The organism is Bradyrhizobium sp. SZCCHNS3002, from assembly GCF_032377435.1.
Classification (GTDB): domain Bacteria; phylum Pseudomonadota; class Alphaproteobacteria; order Rhizobiales; family Xanthobacteraceae; genus Bradyrhizobium.
The window spans coordinates 524,608-539,818 of sequence record NZ_JAUHHY010000003.1 but is presented as its reverse complement, the minus strand read 5'-3'; the positions used below and the strand labels follow the sequence as shown (position 1 = coordinate 539,818).

At 65.4% G+C, this 15,211-nt stretch carries 15 protein-coding genes; 7 read left to right on the top strand and 8 right to left on the bottom strand.

The features are described 5' to 3' along the window. Positions 1-59: 59 nt before the first annotated feature. Complete coding sequence (locus QW845_RS09560) at positions 60-1,310, bottom strand: Zn-dependent hydrolase (RefSeq protein WP_315801338.1); 1,251 nt, start codon at positions 1,308-1,310, stop codon at positions 60-62. Next, on the bottom strand, positions 1,307-2,269 hold the full coding sequence (locus QW845_RS09555; protein WP_315801337.1) for a LysR family transcriptional regulator: 963 nt from the start codon (positions 2,267-2,269) through the stop codon (positions 1,307-1,309). The genes QW845_RS09560 and QW845_RS09555 overlap by 4 nt, the downstream gene beginning before the upstream one ends. Before the next feature lie 113 nt (positions 2,270-2,382). Here QW845_RS09555 and QW845_RS09550 point away from each other — a divergent pair, with 113 nt between their 5' ends. The 6 genes from QW845_RS09550 (at position 2,383) to QW845_RS09525 (ending at position 8,037) form a co-directional block, all read left to right on the top strand. Continuing rightward, positions 2,383-3,201 carry a putative hydro-lyase gene (locus QW845_RS09550; RefSeq protein ID WP_315801336.1) on the top strand — a complete coding sequence of 273 codons (819 nt, stop codon included), beginning with the start codon at positions 2,383-2,385 and terminating at the stop codon, positions 3,199-3,201. A 96-nt stretch (positions 3,202-3,297) separates the two neighbouring features. After that, complete coding sequence (locus tag QW845_RS09545) at positions 3,298-4,542, top strand: ABC transporter substrate-binding protein (RefSeq protein ID WP_315801335.1); 1,245 nt, start codon at positions 3,298-3,300, stop codon at positions 4,540-4,542. Positions 4,543-4,735: 193 nt separating this feature from the next. After that, positions 4,736-5,614: a branched-chain amino acid ABC transporter permease gene (locus tag QW845_RS09540; RefSeq protein WP_315801334.1), complete on the top strand. Its 879-nt coding sequence runs from the start codon at positions 4,736-4,738 to the stop codon at positions 5,612-5,614. Then, positions 5,614-6,621 carry a branched-chain amino acid ABC transporter permease gene (locus QW845_RS09535; RefSeq protein ID WP_315801333.1) on the top strand — a complete coding sequence of 336 codons (1,008 nt, stop codon included), beginning with the start codon at positions 5,614-5,616 and terminating at the stop codon, positions 6,619-6,621. The genes QW845_RS09540 and QW845_RS09535 overlap by 1 nt, the downstream gene beginning before the upstream one ends. Beyond that, complete coding sequence (locus QW845_RS09530; protein ID WP_315801332.1) at positions 6,618-7,349, top strand: ABC transporter ATP-binding protein; 732 nt, start codon at positions 6,618-6,620, stop codon at positions 7,347-7,349. Before QW845_RS09535 ends, QW845_RS09530 begins: the two co-directional genes overlap by 4 nt. Beyond that, positions 7,333-8,037: an ABC transporter ATP-binding protein gene (locus QW845_RS09525; RefSeq protein WP_315801331.1), complete on the top strand. Its 705-nt coding sequence runs from the start codon at positions 7,333-7,335 to the stop codon at positions 8,035-8,037. The genes QW845_RS09530 and QW845_RS09525 overlap by 17 nt, the downstream gene beginning before the upstream one ends. A gap of 419 nt (positions 8,038-8,456) precedes the next feature. Here QW845_RS09525 and QW845_RS09520 read toward each other — a convergent pair whose 3' ends face one another. The 6 genes from QW845_RS09520 to QW845_RS09495 form a co-directional block, all read right to left on the bottom strand. Further along, positions 8,457-9,359: an ABC transporter permease gene (locus QW845_RS09520; protein ID WP_315801330.1), complete on the bottom strand. Its 903-nt coding sequence runs from the start codon at positions 9,357-9,359 to the stop codon at positions 8,457-8,459. 1 nt (position 9,360) lies between these two features. After that, a complete protein-coding gene (locus QW845_RS09515) occupies positions 9,361-10,296 on the bottom strand; it encodes an ABC transporter permease (RefSeq protein ID WP_315801329.1) in 936 nt (311 codons plus the stop codon). A gap of 88 nt (positions 10,297-10,384) precedes the next feature. After that, complete coding sequence (locus QW845_RS09510) at positions 10,385-11,674, bottom strand: PotD/PotF family extracellular solute-binding protein (RefSeq protein ID WP_315801328.1); 1,290 nt, start codon at positions 11,672-11,674, stop codon at positions 10,385-10,387. Positions 11,675-11,707: 33 nt separating this feature from the next. Next, a complete protein-coding gene (locus QW845_RS09505; RefSeq protein WP_315801387.1) occupies positions 11,708-12,745 on the bottom strand; it encodes an ABC transporter ATP-binding protein in 1,038 nt (345 codons plus the stop codon). A 510-nt stretch (positions 12,746-13,255) separates the two neighbouring features. Further along, positions 13,256-13,468: a hypothetical protein gene (locus QW845_RS09500; RefSeq protein WP_315801327.1), complete on the bottom strand. Its 213-nt coding sequence runs from the start codon at positions 13,466-13,468 to the stop codon at positions 13,256-13,258. A gap of 20 nt (positions 13,469-13,488) precedes the next feature. Next, positions 13,489-14,148: an aldolase gene (locus tag QW845_RS09495; RefSeq protein ID WP_315801326.1), complete on the bottom strand. Its 660-nt coding sequence runs from the start codon at positions 14,146-14,148 to the stop codon at positions 13,489-13,491. 129 nt (positions 14,149-14,277) lie between these two features. Here QW845_RS09495 and ltnD point away from each other — a divergent pair, with 129 nt between their 5' ends. Next, entirely contained in the window at positions 14,278-15,192 is a 915-nt protein-coding gene (ltnD, locus tag QW845_RS09490; protein ID WP_409997889.1) for an L-threonate dehydrogenase, read from the top strand. The last annotated feature ends 19 nt before the right edge of the window (positions 15,193-15,211 follow it).

Here is a 15,211-nt window from a genome sequence, read left to right as displayed (position 1 = left end):
CGCGAATTAGATCGGGGAAGGATAAATTCGAATAGGACCGAGTGTGAACTAACAGCCCGTCACGACGCCACGCCGGCCAGCGACAGCACCGTGTGTAGCAGCACGTTGGCGCCCGCCGCGCAGTCGGATTGGGTGGCGTCCTCCAGCTCATTGTGGCTGATGCCGTCCTTGCAGGGCACGAAGACCATCGCTGCCGGCATGATGGTGTTGAGGTTGCAGGCGTCGTGGCCGGCGCCGGAGGTGATGCGGCGGTGCGCGTAGCCGAGCGTGCCGGCGGCGCGCTCGACGGCGTCGACCAGCTTGGGATCGAAATGGGTCGGCGGCTTGCGCCAGACCTGGTCGATCGCGATCTCGACCTTGCGCTTCTTCGAAATCTCGCCCGCAGCCGCGCGCAGGCTGGCATCGAGTGCCTCCAAGGTGTCGGCATTGGCGCTGCGGCAGTCGATGGTGAAGGCGATCTCGCCGGGGATGACGTTGCGCGAGGGATTGGCGATGACGGCCTCGCCGATGGTGGCGACCGCGTTCGGCCCGAGCCTGATCGCGATCTGCTCCAGGGTCAGCGCGAACTCCGACAGCGCCAGCAGTGCGTCGCGGCGCAGCGGCATCGGGGTCGAGCCGGCGTGGCTCTCGAAGCCCGTGACCTTGCCGTCGTACCAGAACACGCCCTGGCCGTGATCGACCACGCCGATGGTCTTGTTCTCGGCCTCCAGGATCGGGCCCTGCTCGATATGCAGCTCGACGAAGCCGGAGAATTTCTGCGTGCCGACCTTGGCCTCGCCACGATAGCCGATGCTGTCCAGCGCTTCGCCGACGGTCGTGCCGTCGGCATCCTTGCGCGACAAGATGTCCTCGACGGTGAAATCGCCGACATAGGCGGCAGAGGCCATCATCGCCGGCGCGAAGCGCGAGCCTTCCTCGTTGGTCCAGTTGACGATGCACAGCGGCGCGTCGGTCTCGATGCCGGCGTCATTGAGCGTGCGGATCACCTCGAGAGCGCCGAGCGTGCCCAGGATGCCGTCGAACTTGCCGCCGGTCGGCTGGGTGTCGAGATGCGAGCCGAGCCCGATCGGGGCCTTCGACATGTCGCGCCCCTTGCGAAGGGCGAACATCGAGCCGAGCGTGTCGACATGCACCTCGAGCCCGGCCTCCTCGCAAGCCTTGCGAAACCAGTCGCGGACCTGCTTGTCCTCCTGGCTCAGGGTCAGCCGGCGCACGCCGCCCTTCGGCGTGGCGCCGAACCTGGCGGTCTCGTGGATGCTGTCCCAGAGGCGGGCGGAATCGATCTGCAGATTGGTGACGGCGCGGCTCATGCTTGAATTCCCTGTACTCCGGCATCCTGTCCATCGCGCGCCGCGACGGCGGCGTCAACCGACGCAGAGGGATGGCTGGCCGTCTGCGCCGTCCTCGCTGCGAGCTCGGCGACGCGTTCGATCGCGACCATCTCGGGCGACGACAGCCAGCTCGCGGTGAAGGTCAGCGGCGGAATCCGTAAATCCGTCTGCAGCTCCTGCAGGCGGCCACGCTCGATCTCATGCGCCACGATCGCCGCCGGGATCACGGCGACGCCGAGGCCCTCGACCGCCATGTGGATCACCGTCGCCAGCGACGCGCTGGCGTGCAGCCGCATCGGCGGCAGATGCGGGCGGTTGAACAGCGAGCGCACATTGTCATAGGGCTGGGTGTTGCGCGGGAAGGTGATGATCGGAAAGCGTGCCATCTGCTCGGCGGTGACCACGCCCGTGCCGAAGCCGAGGGCAGGGCTCGCCAGGAAGCTGATCGGATAGTCGCACAGCACGCGGCTGCGGATGCCGGACTCGGACGGCGCCCCCAGCGCAAAGGCGAGCTCGATCTCCTGCGCGAGCAGGCGCGCGTGCAGGTTCGGCGTGACGTCGACCTCGATCTCCAGCGACAGGTTCGGATAGCTCTCGTTGACGCTCTTGATCAGCCGCGGCAGCCAGTCGTGCACGATGGTCTCGGCCACGCCGAGCCGGAGCACGCCGCGCATCGCCGAGCGGTCGCCGACCTCGGCCAGCATTTCCGCGCGCAGGCCGATCAGCTTCTCGGCATAGACCAGCATCTGCCGTCCGCTGGCCGTCGGCGACGCCACGCGATGATCGCGGTTGAGCAGCTTGACGCCGAGCTCGCGCTCGAGCTGGGCGATGCGCTGGGAGATGGCCGGCTGGGTGGTGTTCAGGCGCTGCGCCGCGCCGCGGAAGCTGCCGAGCTTCACCACCCAGAGAAAGGTCTCGATGGAACGGAAATCCAACATCGCGCCCCGCTCGGATCAATTTGTTTTATCGATCCTGATTAAAAACGAAGATTAGACTTTATAGCATGGCTGATGTTCAGTGAGTTTGTCGAGATATTAGGCAAGTGGCACAAATGACTGTTTCTGCGGCATTGCAGCAATCAGCGGGCGAGACAGACCTTCTCCCGAGCCATCAGGCCCGCCTGGACTATCGCACCGGCAAGGGCTGGAGCACCGCCGGCGTCGCCAATGGCTTCGTGCAGGGCAATCTGGCGATCCTGCCCGAGCAGTACGCCGGCGCCTTCCACCGGTTCTGCCAGCTCAATCCGAAGCCGTGCCCGATCATCGGCATGTCCGATCCGGGCAATCCTCATATTCCGGCACTCGGGGCCGATCTCGACATCCGCACCGACGTGCCGCGCTACCGCGTCTGGCGCGACGGCGAGATGGTGGAGGAGCCGACCGACCTGATGTCGCATTGGCGCGACGACCTCGTCACCTTCGTGCTGGGCTGCTCGTTCTCCTTCGAGGAAGCGCTGATGGCCGACGGCCTGCCGATCCGCCATATCGAGCAGGGCTGTCGCGTGCCGATGTATCGCACCAACATTGCCTGCACGCCGTCCGGGCCGTTTGCGGGACCGATGGTGGTGTCGATGCGTCCGTTCAAGCCGGCGCAGGCGATCCGCGCCGTGCAGATCACGACGCGCTTTCCGGCCGTGCACGGCGCGCCGGTGCATCTCGGTCTTCCCGAACAGATCGGCATCGCCGATATCAACAAGCCGGACTACGGCGATCCGGTGCCGGTCGGCTCAGACGAAATTCCCGTTTTCTGGGCCTGCGGGGTGACGCCGCAGGCGGTCATCGCCGCGGCCAAGCTGCCCTTCGCCATCACCCACGCGCCGGGGCTGATGCTGATCACCGATCTCAGGAACAAGGATCTCGCCGTCCTCTAATCAGGCAGCCTTTAATCAGGCAGTCTTGCTGCTTATTGAGCCTTTACCACCGATCTCAACCGCTTCATCGATGCGCTTTCATCAGAGGATCTTGCCATGACCATCACGCGCCGAAACGTCCTGCTTGGAGCCACCGCTGCCGCCGCGCTCGGCCCGATCGCCGCCCGCGCCCAGACCTCGGAAGTGAAGATCGGCGTCATCTATCCGTTCTCGGGCGCCAGCGCGCAGATCGGCGTCGACGCGCAGCGCGCGTTCGAGACGGCGGCCGAGATCATCAACGGCAAGTATGATTACGACCTGCCGCTCGCGCGCACCGAAGGGCTGCCGGGCCTCGGTGGCGCCAAGATCAAGCTGGTGTTCGCCGACCACCAGGCCGACCCGCAGAAGGGCCGCGCCGAGGCCGAGCGCCTGATCACCCAGGAGAAGGTCGCCGCCGTCATCGGCTCGTATCAGAGCGCCGTCGCGGTGACCGCGAGCCAGATCTGCGAGCGCTACCAGATCCCGTATCTCTCCGCCGACAATTCCTCGCCGAGCCTGCATCGCCGCGGCCTGAAGTATTATTTCCGCGCCGCGCCGCATGACGAGATGTTCTCGCAGGCGATGTTCGATTTCTTCGACATGATGAAGAAGAAGGGCACCAAGATCGACACGCTCGCGCTGTTCCACGAGGACACCATCTTCGGCACCGATTCGAGCAACGCCCAGCTCAAGCTCGCCCAGGAGCGCGGCTACAAGGTCGTCGCGGACATCAAGTACCGCGCCAACTCGCCGTCGCTGTCGGCCGAGGTGCAGCAGCTGAAGGCCGCCAACGCCGACGTGCTGATGCCGTCGAGCTACACCACCGACGGCATCCTGCTGGTCAAGACCATGGCCGAGCTCGGCTACAAGCCGAATGCGATCGTCGCGCAGGACGCCGGCTTCTCCGAGAAGGCGCTGTATGACGCGGTCGGCGACAAGCTCGAAGGCGTGATCTCGCGCGGCTCGTTCTCGCTCGACCTCGCCGCCAAGCGGCCGATGGTCGGCAAGATCAACGACATGTTCAAGGCGAAGTCGGGCAAGGACTTCAACGACTACTCGTCGCGCCAGTTCATGGGCCTGATCGTGATGGCGGATGCCATCAACCGCGCCAAGTCGACCGACGGCGAGAAGATCCGCGACGCGCTCGCCGCCACCGACATGCCGGGCGAGGCGACCATCATGCCGTGGAAGCGGGTGAAGTTCGACGAGAACGGCCAGAACAACGACGCCGATCCGGTGCTGCTGCAATATGTCGGCGGCAAGTTCGTCACGATCTTCCCGACACAGGCCGCGGTGGCGGAAGCCAGCTGGCCGATGAAGTGATCAACTCGGATGTCGTCCCGGGCAAGCCGCGATGCGCGCCAGCGCGTGGCGGCGCCGACCTGGGACCCATACGCCGAGGCCGTGGTTGGACGATGATCGGCTGTCGTCGTGCCCCACACAAACAGTGGTGGTTATGGGTCCTGGCGTTCGCCAGGACGACACCCCGAGTCACATCGAGAGTGGGGCAAGATCTGTGACAGCAGAAACAATCATCCAAAGTCTCGCCAGCGGCCTGCTGATGGGCCTGCTCTATGGCCTGATCGCCGTGGGTCTGGCGCTTATCTTCGGCCTGATGGACGTCGTGAACTTCGCCCATGGCGAGTTCCTGATGATCGCGATGTACGCGACCTTCTTCCTGTTCGCCTATTTCGCGCTCGATCCGCTGCTGGCGGCGCCGCTGGTCGCCGCCGCTCTGTTCGTGTTCGGGGCGATGGTCTATTTGCTGATCGTCAGATTTGCGGTCCGGGCCAAGGCCAACACCGGCATGGTGCAGATCTTCTCCACCTTCGGTCTCGCCGTCCTGATGCGCGGCGTCGCGCAGTATTTCTTCACCCCGGACTATCGCAGCATTCCGCACTCCTGGCTCGGCGGCAAGACGATCTCGATCGCCGGCATCTACCTTCCGCAGCCGCAGCTGGTCGGTGCTCTCATTGCGATCGCGGCCTTCGCCGGCCTGTATTTCTTCATCCACCGCACCGATTTCGGCCGCGCCCTTGAGGCGACGCGTGAGGATGCCGGCGCGGTGGCGCTGGTCGGCATCGACAAGAACAAGGTGTTCGCGCTCGGTTGGGGCCTTGGCGCGGCGCTGGTCGGACTCGCCGGTGCGGTCATGTCGATCTTCTTCTATGTGTTCCCCGACGTCGGCGCGTCGTTTGCGACCATCGCCTATGTGACCGTGGCGCTCGGCGGCTTCGGCAGCGTGTTCGGCGCTTTTGCTGGCGGCATCGTGGTCGGTCTCGTCGAGGCCATCACCACCTTGATCCTGCCGCCGTCGCTGAAGACGGTCGGCATCTACGGCGTCTATCTCCTCGTCGTCTTCATTCGCCCGCGCGGCCTGTTCGGATCGATCTGATGGACAAGGTATTCATTCAACGCCGCCGGCGCGACCTGATCGTCGCGGCATGCCTGGCACTGCTCGCGACCCAGGTGCCGCGCTACGTCACCGATGTGTACATCCAGAACATGATGATCATGACCCTGATGTATGCAGCGCTGTCGCAGAGCTGGAACATCCTGTCCGGGTATTGCGGCCAGATCTCGCTTGGGCACGCGCTGTATTTCGGGCTCGGCGCCTACGTCACCGCGCTTCTGTACACCAAGTTCGGGATGCTGCCCTGGTTCGGCATGTTCGCCGGCGGGCTGCTGTCGGCGGTCATCGCGATGGCGCTCGGCTATCCCTGCTTCCGACTGGGCGGACACTATTTCGTCATTGCCACCATCGTGATCGCGGAGATTGCGCTCGTGCTGTTCCAGAACTGGGAATGGGCGGGAGCAGCGCTCGGCATCACGATCCCGCTGTCGAAGCAGGATAGCTGGCTGACCCTTCAATTCGCCAAGGACAAGCTGCCTTACTTCTACTTCGCGCTCGCTCTGGCCTGCGTCGCCTGGTTCGTGACCTGGTGGCTGGAGGACTCAAAGTGGGGCTATTGGTGGCGGGCCGTGAAGGACAATCCGGTCGCGGCCGAGAGCTTGGGCGTTGTCGTGTTCAATTCCAAGATGGGCGCGGCGGCCGTGTCGGCGTTTCTCGTCGCCGTCGGCGGCGGCTTCTATGCGATGTACGTCACCTACATCGATCCCGAGAGCGTGATGGGCTTCCAGTTCTCGCTGCTGATGGCGCTGCCCGCCGTGCTCGGCGGCATCGGTACCCTCTGGGGCCCGATGCTCGGCGCCGTCATCCTGATCCCGCTGACCGAGCTGACGCGCTCCTATATCGGCGGCTCCGGCCGCGGCGTCGACCTGATCGTCTATGGCGGCCTGATCATCGCGATCTCGCTCGCCCGGCCGCAAGGACTCGTCAGCCTGTTCTCCCGCAAGCCGAAGCGGGGTGCCCAGCCGGTCAGAGAGGCGGTGGCGTCATGACCGCGCTGTTGGAAACGCGCAACATCACCCAGCGCTTCTCGGGACTGACCGCCAATTCGGAAGTCTCGATCTCGGTCGGGCGCGGCGAGATCGTCGGCCTGATCGGGCCGAACGGCGCCGGCAAGTCGACCTTGTTCAACCTGATCGCCGGTGCATTCAAGCCGACCGAAGGCCAGATCATCTTCGACGGCGAGGACGTCACGGCGCTGCCCGCGGCAGAGCGCTGCCAGCGCGGCATCGGCCGCACCTTCCAGGTGGTGAAAAGCTTCGAGAGCATGACGGTGATCGAGAACGTCATCGTCGGCGCGCTCGTTCGCACCACCAATATCCGCGAGGCGCGGCGGAAGGCACATGAGGTGCTGGCCTTCTGCGGGCTCGATGCGCGGGCCGACGTGCTCGCGAGCGACCTCGTGCCGTCGGAGAAGCGGCGGCTCGAAGTGGCGCGCGCGCTCGCGACCGAGCCGAAGCTGCTGCTGCTCGACGAGGTGCTGACCGGCCTGACCCCGGTCGAGTCGCAAAAGGGCGTCGAGCTCGTGCGCCGCGTGCGCGACACCGGCATCACGGTGCTGATGGTCGAGCACGTCATGGAGATCGTGATGCCGCTGGTCGACCGCGCCATCGTGCTCGATCTCGGCAAGGTGCTGATCGAAGGCAGCCCCAAGGACGTCGTCCGCGACCCCAAAGTCATTTCCGCCTATCTTGGAGACCGCCATGCTGTCGGTGCGTGACGTCACCACCGCCTATCAGGGGCTGGTTGCGATCTCGAACGTTTCGATCGACGTCGAGAAGGGCGAGATCGTCTGCGTCGCCGGCGCCAATGGCGCGGGCAAGTCGACGCTGCTGAAGTCCATCGCCGGCGCCGAGCGGCCGCGCGCGGGCAGCGTCACCTTCGATGGCAGCCGCATCGACGGCATGGCGCAGCACCTGATCACGGCCAAAGGGATTGCCTATGTGCCGGAGAACCGCCGGTTGTTCCCGCGGCTCTCGGTGCGCGACAATCTGCGGCTTGGCAGCTATCTCTATCGCAGCGAGGCCAATCGCGAGCAGCCGCTGGAGTTCGTGTTCACGCTGTTCCCGCGCCTGTCCGAGCGGCTCGAGCAGCGTGCGGAGACCCTGTCCGGCGGCGAGCAGCAGATGCTGGCGATTGGCCGCGCGCTGATGACCCGGCCGCGGCTCCTGATGCTCGACGAGCCGTCGCAGGGCATCATGCCGAAGCTGGTCGACGAGATCTTCCAGGCGGTGAAGCGCATCCGCGACGCCGGCATGACCGTGCTGATCGTCGAGCAGCGCATGGCCGAGTGCCTGGAGATCGCCGACCGGGCCTACATCCTGCAGACGGGTCGCGTGCTGATGCAGGGTACGGCGGCCGAGATCAGCGGCAACAAGGATGTGCGGAAGGCGTATCTGGGGCTTTGAGGCGACGGCCTCGTCGCGTGGGCAAAGCGGCGTCGTCAGGCGTCGCGTGCCCACCGGCGGTGCCGATGACGAAGGACGGTGGGCAAGGCGTGCGAAGTAGCAGTGTCAATGTCCACGACCCGGGTGCGCCTTTGCCCAACCTACAGTCCTACTAGCTCATCCACGCGGTGCCCGATACAGCGCCCTTGCCCGCTGCGGGAGTGGGCATGAGCGTCCGATCCGCGTACGCGGTTGGGTGAGGTGAATCTGTCGACGAGTGTCGCTCGTGGAGGCATACCCCTCACCCAATCGAGATTGCTGCGCTGTCCTACATGCCCTCTCCCGCAAGGGGCGAGGGCGCATATACGAGCATCGTGCTCGCGGCTTGGTGCTGAACGTCGCGACAGAGTTCGATCGTGACCGCGTCCGGCGCTGAAACCCTACACCATCCCTTTGCCCGCATCAGACCCCTGCCGTCGCTGCCGCGCCTGCAGCACCAGGATGACCGACAATGCCGCAAAGATCACCACGAACGACACTGCCGAGGTCAGCGTGCCCAGTGCGTAGATGTCGGGCTTGGTCACCGTCGTCGTCAGGCCCTGCAGCTCCAGCGGCAGCGTGTTCACCGAGCCGATCGCCTGGCTCGACCGTGCCAGTTCGTCCCAGGACAGCGTGAAGCCGAACAGGCCGATGCCGACGACGCTCGGCAGGATGATCGGCAGCACGACGTGGCGGAAGGTCTGCCAGGGCGTGGCGCCGAGATCGCGCGCGGCTTCCTCCAGCCGGCCGTCGAAGCGGTTGAAGATCGCGAACATGATCAGCAGGCCGAACGGCAACGTCCAGGTCAGATGCGCGCCGAGGCCCGAGGTGAACAGGCCCATCGCGGTGGTGTAGCCGTCGGCAAGCCAGCCGAGCCCGACATCGGCGCCATGCTTGTTGACGAAGTCGTCGATCAGGCGGAATTCCAGGGCAATGCCGAGCGAGGTGATGATCGACGGCATGATCAGGCTGGCGATCGCGGTGTAGAACAGGATCGAGGCGCCGCGGAAGGGCTTGCGGAACGCCATGCCGGCGGCGACCGACAGCACCACGGTGATCACCATCACAACGAGGCCGAGCGCCAGCGAGCGCCTGAACGCGGCGCCGATGTCGACGATGCCGCCGCCGGAAAACACCTTGCCGAACCAGGTCAGCGAGACGCCGTTCATCGGAAACGTCAGGCCGCCGTCCGGTCCCTGGAACGACAGGATGTAGATCGCGATCATCGGTCCGTAAAGAAATAGGACATAGGCGGCAAAGAACAGGGCGAGGATGTAGAAGGAGCGGGGGCGCTTGTCTCCCATCTCAGAGCTCCTTGCGCACGTCGACGATCCGCGTCAGCGCGGAGATGATGATGATGGTGATGCCGAGCAGGATCACGGCGTTGGCCGCGGCGGCCGGGAATTGCAGCGCCGACAGCCGGGACTCGATGATCTTGCCGGCAGAGGCGATCTGCTGGCCGCCCATCACGCCGATGGTGACGAAGTCGCCCATCACGATGGTGATGACGAAGATCGAGCCGATCACGATGCCGGGCTTCGCCAGGGGAATGATGATGTTGACCAGCGTCTGCCAGCCCGACGCACCGGCGTCATAGGCGGCCTCGATCAGGCGCTTGTCGATGCGGATCATCGAATTGAAGATCGGCACCACCATGAAGAAGGTGAACAGGTGCACCAGCGCCAGCACCACCGAGAATTCCGAGAACAGCAGCCATTCGACCGGCTTGTTGACCACGCCGGCGCCGATCAGCCCCTGGTTGACGAGGCCGTTGCGGCCGAGCAGGGGAATCCAGGCGATCATCCGGATCACGTTGGAGGTCCAGAACGGGATCGTGCACAACAGCGACAGCACGATCTGCCAGGTCTTGCTGCGGACGTGGAAGGCAAGGAAATAGGCGACCCAGAAGCCGATCATCAAGGTCAGGCCCCAGGTCAGGAGGCAGAGCTTCAGCGTCTTGAGATAGGTCTTCAGGATCGTGCACAGCTCGGGCAGGTTGGCGACGCAGCCCTCGAAGGTGTCGGTGTAGCCGCGGAAGCTGAACGCCGGGATCATCTCGTATTCGTTGTAGTCCCAGGCGCTGACGACGACAACGAGCACGAGCGGCAGCAGGAAGAACAGCGCAAACACCAGCATCATCGGGCCGGCCTGCAGCCAGGCGATCGAGCGCATGGTGATCTTGCGCAAGGCGCTCTCCGCGGGCGCTACGGTGTCGGGCGAGTTGTCGATCGTCACGGCCACGGGGATACCTGTCGTCCGGTCGCGAATGAGCGCTTAGAAACCCTGCCGCGCCCACGATATCATGGGCGCGGCAGTATTCGACGTCACATCAGGCGGCGATGAACTCGTTCCACTTGCGGACCATGTAGTCGTTCTCGTCCATGACGGCGTTCCAGCAGACGACGGCGCCCATGCGATCGTCGTAGGAGCCGCCGTCGCGCACCGCGCCGGCCTTCTCCATCAAGGTGCCATCCGGCGCCTTGATGTCGGCCTTGGCCGGCTTGCCTTCCATCCAGTAGCCCCACTCGTCCTCGGTCATGTTGGCCTTGGCGGTGGAGAGTACGGCCGAGTAGTAGCCCTGGCGGTTGAGATAGGCGCCGGCCCAGCCGGACAGGTACCAGTTGACGAACTCATAGGCCCAGTCGAGCTTCGGTCCGCCGGCCACCGCCTTGGAGACGCAGAAGCCAGAGGCCCAGGAGCGATAGCCTTCCTTCAGCGGCTGGAAGGTGCAGGCGATGCCCATCGAGCGCACCTTGGTGACGGCGGGCGACCACATCGACTGGATCACGGTCTCACCCGAGGCCATCAGGTTGACGGACTCGTTGAAGTCCTTCCAGAACGCGCGGAACTGGCCGGCCTTCTTGGCCTCGGTCAGCACCTTCATGGTCAGGTCGATCTCGGCCTTGGTCATGTTGCCCTTGTCGGCATATTTGTACTGGCCGGTCGCCTCGACGACGAGGGCGGCGTCCATGATGCCGATCGAGGGAATGTTGAGGATCGAGGCCTTGCCCTTGAATTCGGGGTTGAGCAGCTCGGCCCAGGAGTTGATCGGGCGCTTGATCAGGTCGGGGCGGATGCCGAGCGTGTCGGCGTTGTACACGGTCGGGATCAGCGTGACCCATTCGGTCGGGGTGGCCGAGAAGGTCTTGGAGTTCGGCCCGTCGAGATAGAGCACCTTCCACGGCGCGGTGCCCTGGCCGCCGATCTTCTTGCCGTTGGGCAGCTCGCCCTTGGTGAACACCGGCGTGATGTTGTCGAACTCCTTGATCTTGCGCGCATCGAGCGGAAAGATGTTGCCCGACGGCACCAGCTTCTTGAGCGAGAAATACTCGGTGTCGAGCACGTCGAACGAGTTCGGCTGGGTGATGACGCGCTTGGTGACGTCGTCGGTGGTCGCCGTGATGTATTCGATCTTGATGCCGGTGTCGGCGAGGCACTTCTTGGAGATCTCGTCGCCCTCGTTCACCGCGGTGCCGAGATAGCGCAGTACCTTGGCATCGGCGGCGTGGACGTAGGGCGCGCTGAGCAGCGTGCCCGAGCCGGCGAGACCGGCGACGCCCGCCGCGCCCTTGAGCAGCGAACGGCGGCTGATGGATGTTGTCTTCGATCGATCGGTCATGATCATCTCCTTGGGAAAAGCAGGCAAACGAAATCAGGCGACCAGCTCGGCAGCCGGCGTGGCTGTTGCGGCGGGGCGGGAAGTCAGGGCATCGGCGAGCGCCGGATTCCAGGTCACGACGACGCGCTCGCCGATCACGTGGGTCTGTGCATCGAACTGATCGTCGCTGAGCTGCGCCGAGATCTCGGGGCCACCGTCGGTGGCGACCGCGACCAGCACATAGGTGCCCTGATATTCGATCTTGCTGATCGTGCCCGACACGGCCGGACCGTCGACCGCGGCATTCGGCGCCTTGAGCTGGATGCGGTCGACACGCACGGCGAAGGTCTCGCCGTTCAGCGGAATCACGTTGTGGCCGCCGATGAAGCGGGCGGCGAACTCGGTGCGCGGGTGATTGAAGATCTCGCGCGGGCTGCCCTGCTGCTCGATGCGGCCGCCATTCATCAGCACCACGAGATCGGACAGCGCCATCGCCTCGTCCTGGCCGTGGGTGACGTGGACGAAGGTGAGGCCGAGCTCGCGTTGCAGCCGCTTCAGCTCGGCGCGCATGCGCAGGCGCAGGAAGGGGTCGAGCGCCGACAGCGGCTCGTCGAGCAGGAGGATCTGTGGCGAGGTGATCAGCGCGCGGGCCAGCGCCACGCGCTGTTGCTGGCCGCCGGAGAGCTGCGCCGGCAGGCGGCCGGCATAGCCCTGCATGTCGACGAGCTCGAGCAGCTCGCGTGCCTTGGCGTGGCGCTCGGGCTTGGAGACGCCTTTCATCTTCAGCGCAAACGCGACGTTGTCGATCACCGACAGATGCGGAAACAGCGCGTAGGACTGGAACATCATCGCCGTGCCGCGTCCGGCCGGCGGCAGCTCGGTGACGTTCCTGGCGCCGACGATGATGTCGCCCGATGTCGCCGATTCATGGCCGGCGATCATGCGCAGGGTGGAGGTTTTGCCGCAGCCGGACGGGCCGAGCAGGCAGCAATAGGAGCCGGCGGGAATCCGCAGGTCGATTGCGTCAACGGCGGTGACGTGACCGTACATCTTCGTCACCTTCACCAGTTCCAAGCTCGCGCCCGCCGCCATCCGCCCTCCGTCGCCCTGTCCCTTATCGGTCATGATCGCAGCTCGCTCCGTCGCGCGGCCGCGATCCGACCCGTCTGACGTCTGCAACGGATATGCCAAGGGCCGCCGCGGGGGCGGCGCAGCCCGGGACGATTGCGCGTTGGGGGAGATGTGTATGCAACGCTCGAAAGGGTAATCCGCGGTCCCGGCGTCAGCCCGCTCAGATCCGCCGCCGATCCGGTCAAACAGCCGCGCCCACGCCGATGTGGAAGCATTTTGCCCTGTCCTTTCGTGGCTCGGGGCGTGCCGTACGAAGGGGCTGCAATCGATGGTGGACGAGCGGGGCGCATCCTCGCGCCACGGCAGTGATGGGCTGCCGGTGCCGTCCTTGTTCGACCGATCCATCCCTGATGGCTGCCGCAGCCGCACTTTGCCCGAATATTAGGCATCGTTGTCCTCCTGAGGCAAGGCAGCTTGATGAGCGACAAGGCGGCGCAGGCTCCGCCGTATGCAAGCCGGGTTGACGGGACGCTAGACCCGCCGTGCCCGCGATCTGGCCTGCGCGGCGGCCACCAGCATGCGCTCGGCGATGCCGCGCAGCTCGCTGGCCGCGATCGGATCAGAGGCGGCGAACGCGTCATAGGAGTCGGTGGCGATCGGAAACCAGCGATAGAAGCGGGCCTCCTCGTAGAGCACCCGGACGGCGGCATCGATCTCGGCCGGCGTTGTTGCGAAATAGTGCATGCCCATCATCCGCCGGTGGGTCAGTGATGATCGCTGTGAGGCAGGGTGAGGCCGAACACTTTGACCAGATCGTCGACCTGCTGCGGCGACAGATGACGCGGGTTGAGCCCGCGCAGCAACAGATAGAGCTTTGCGGTCTCCTCGAGCTCCTCCATCGCGAACACGGCGGCTTCCAGCGTGTCACCGGACACGACGGGCCCGTGATTGGCGAGCAGCACGGAGGCGTATTTGCCGGCGAGACCCTTGATGGCATCGGCGACTGCGGGATCGCCGGGACGATGATAGGGCACCAGCGCGGTCTGGCCGCAGCGCATCAAGTAATAAGGTGTCAGCGGCGGCAGCGCGGCCCGCGGATCGATCTCCGGCAGCATCGAGATCGCGACCGAATGCGACGAGTGCAGGTGCACGACGGCGCGCGCCGCGTCGCGCGTCTGGTACAGCGCCGTGTGCAGCGGCACCTCCTTGGTCGGCGCATCGCCCGAGACCAGATCGCCGCGCGCATCGAGCCGCGACAGGCGGGCCGGATCGAGGAAGCCGAGCGAGGCATTGGTCGGCGTCACCAGCCAGCCGCCATCATCGAGCCGCACGCTGATGTTGCCGGACGATCCCGGCGTCAGCCCGCGCTCGAACAGCGAGCGACCGAACCGGCAGATGGCCTCGCGAATCGCAGTTTCCGCCACTGGTCTTTCCTCGCATGTCGCTGTTTTGCCGCTTTGTCTCACGCTTTGGCAACGCGGCCAAGCCGTGATACCCAGAGTGCAGTCCGGGGCAACCGGACGTCTCCGGGAAACGCTTCAGGGATCTGCCACATGCCGTCGCCATCGCAATTGAAAGTCGCCGTGATCGGGCTCGGCTCGATGGGGTATGGCATGGCGACCTCGCTCAAGCGCGCAGGCTTCGAGGTGACCGGATGCGATGTCTCGGCCGATAGCGTGGCGCGCTTCGTTGCCGAGGGCGGCAAGGGTGCGAAAACTCCCGCCGAGGCGGCGCGAGGTGCCGACATCGTGGTCAGCGTCGTCGTCAACGCGGCACAGACGGAGGCCATTCTTTTTGGTCCTGGCGGCGCGGCTGAGACCATGCCGAAGGAGGCCGTCTTCGTCTCCTCCGCGACCATGGATCCCGAAGTCGCGCGGCGGCTGGCGAAGCAGCTCGAAGCCACCGGCCGGCACTACCTCGACGCGCCGATCTCCGGCGGCGCGCAGCGCGCCGCGCAAGGTGAGCTGACGATCCTGGCCTCGGGCAGCGCGGCTGCGTTTGCCAAGGCGCGGCCGGCGCTCGATGCGATGGCGGCCAAGCTCTACGAGCTCGGCGATGCCCCGGGGCAGGGCGCCGCGTTCAAGATGATCAACCAGCTGCTCGCCGGCGTGCACATCGCCGCTGCCAGCGAGGCCATCGCCTTCGCCGCCAAGCAGGGGCTCGATATCCGTAAGGTCTACGAGGTCATTACCGCCTCCGCCGGCAATTCCTGGATGTTCGAGAACCGCATGCCCCACGTGCTCGACGGCGACTACACGCCGCGCAGCGCGGTCGAGATCTTCGTCAAGGATCTCGGCATCATCCAGGACATGGCGCGCAACCACCGCTTCCCGGTCCCGGTCTCGGCGGCTGCGCTGCAGATGTTCCTGATGACGGCGGCCGCCGGCATGGGCCGCGACGACGACGCCTCTGTGGCGCGGATGTATGCGCAGGTTACCGGCACGAAATTGCCGGGCTCCTCCAAGTAACAGCACGACGAGTTCTCGC

What these genes read in the sequence shown, in the direction of transcription:
- QW845_RS09520 (WP_315801330.1), bottom strand. Translation starts at nt 9,359, where the DNA reads ATGGGAGACAAGCGCCCCCGCTCCTTCTACATCCTCGCCCTGTTCTTT.
- QW845_RS09525 (WP_315801331.1), top strand. Translation starts at nt 7,333, where the DNA reads ATGCTGTCGGTGCGTGACGTCACCACCGCCTATCAGGGGCTGGTTGCG.
- QW845_RS09550 (WP_315801336.1), top strand. Translation starts at nt 2,383, where the DNA reads ATGACTGTTTCTGCGGCATTGCAGCAATCAGCGGGCGAGACAGACCTT.
- QW845_RS09510 (WP_315801328.1), bottom strand. Translation starts at nt 11,674, where the DNA reads ATGACCGATCGATCGAAGACAACATCCATCAGCCGCCGTTCGCTGCTC.
- QW845_RS09500 (WP_315801327.1), bottom strand. Translation starts at nt 13,468, where the DNA reads ATGCACTATTTCGCAACAACGCCGGCCGAGATCGATGCCGCCGTCCGG.
- QW845_RS09555 (WP_315801337.1), bottom strand. Translation starts at nt 2,269, where the DNA reads ATGTTGGATTTCCGTTCCATCGAGACCTTTCTCTGGGTGGTGAAGCTC.
- QW845_RS09560 (WP_315801338.1), bottom strand. Translation starts at nt 1,310, where the DNA reads ATGAGCCGCGCCGTCACCAATCTGCAGATCGATTCCGCCCGCCTCTGG.
- QW845_RS09530 (WP_315801332.1), top strand. Translation starts at nt 6,618, where the DNA reads ATGACCGCGCTGTTGGAAACGCGCAACATCACCCAGCGCTTCTCGGGA.
- QW845_RS09535 (WP_315801333.1), top strand. Translation starts at nt 5,614, where the DNA reads ATGGACAAGGTATTCATTCAACGCCGCCGGCGCGACCTGATCGTCGCG.
- QW845_RS09545 (WP_315801335.1), top strand. Translation starts at nt 3,298, where the DNA reads ATGACCATCACGCGCCGAAACGTCCTGCTTGGAGCCACCGCTGCCGCC.
- QW845_RS09505 (WP_315801387.1), bottom strand. Translation starts at nt 12,745, where the DNA reads ATGGCGGCGGGCGCGAGCTTGGAACTGGTGAAGGTGACGAAGATGTAC.
- ltnD (WP_409997889.1), top strand. Translation starts at nt 14,278, where the DNA reads ATGCCGTCGCCATCGCAATTGAAAGTCGCCGTGATCGGGCTCGGCTCG.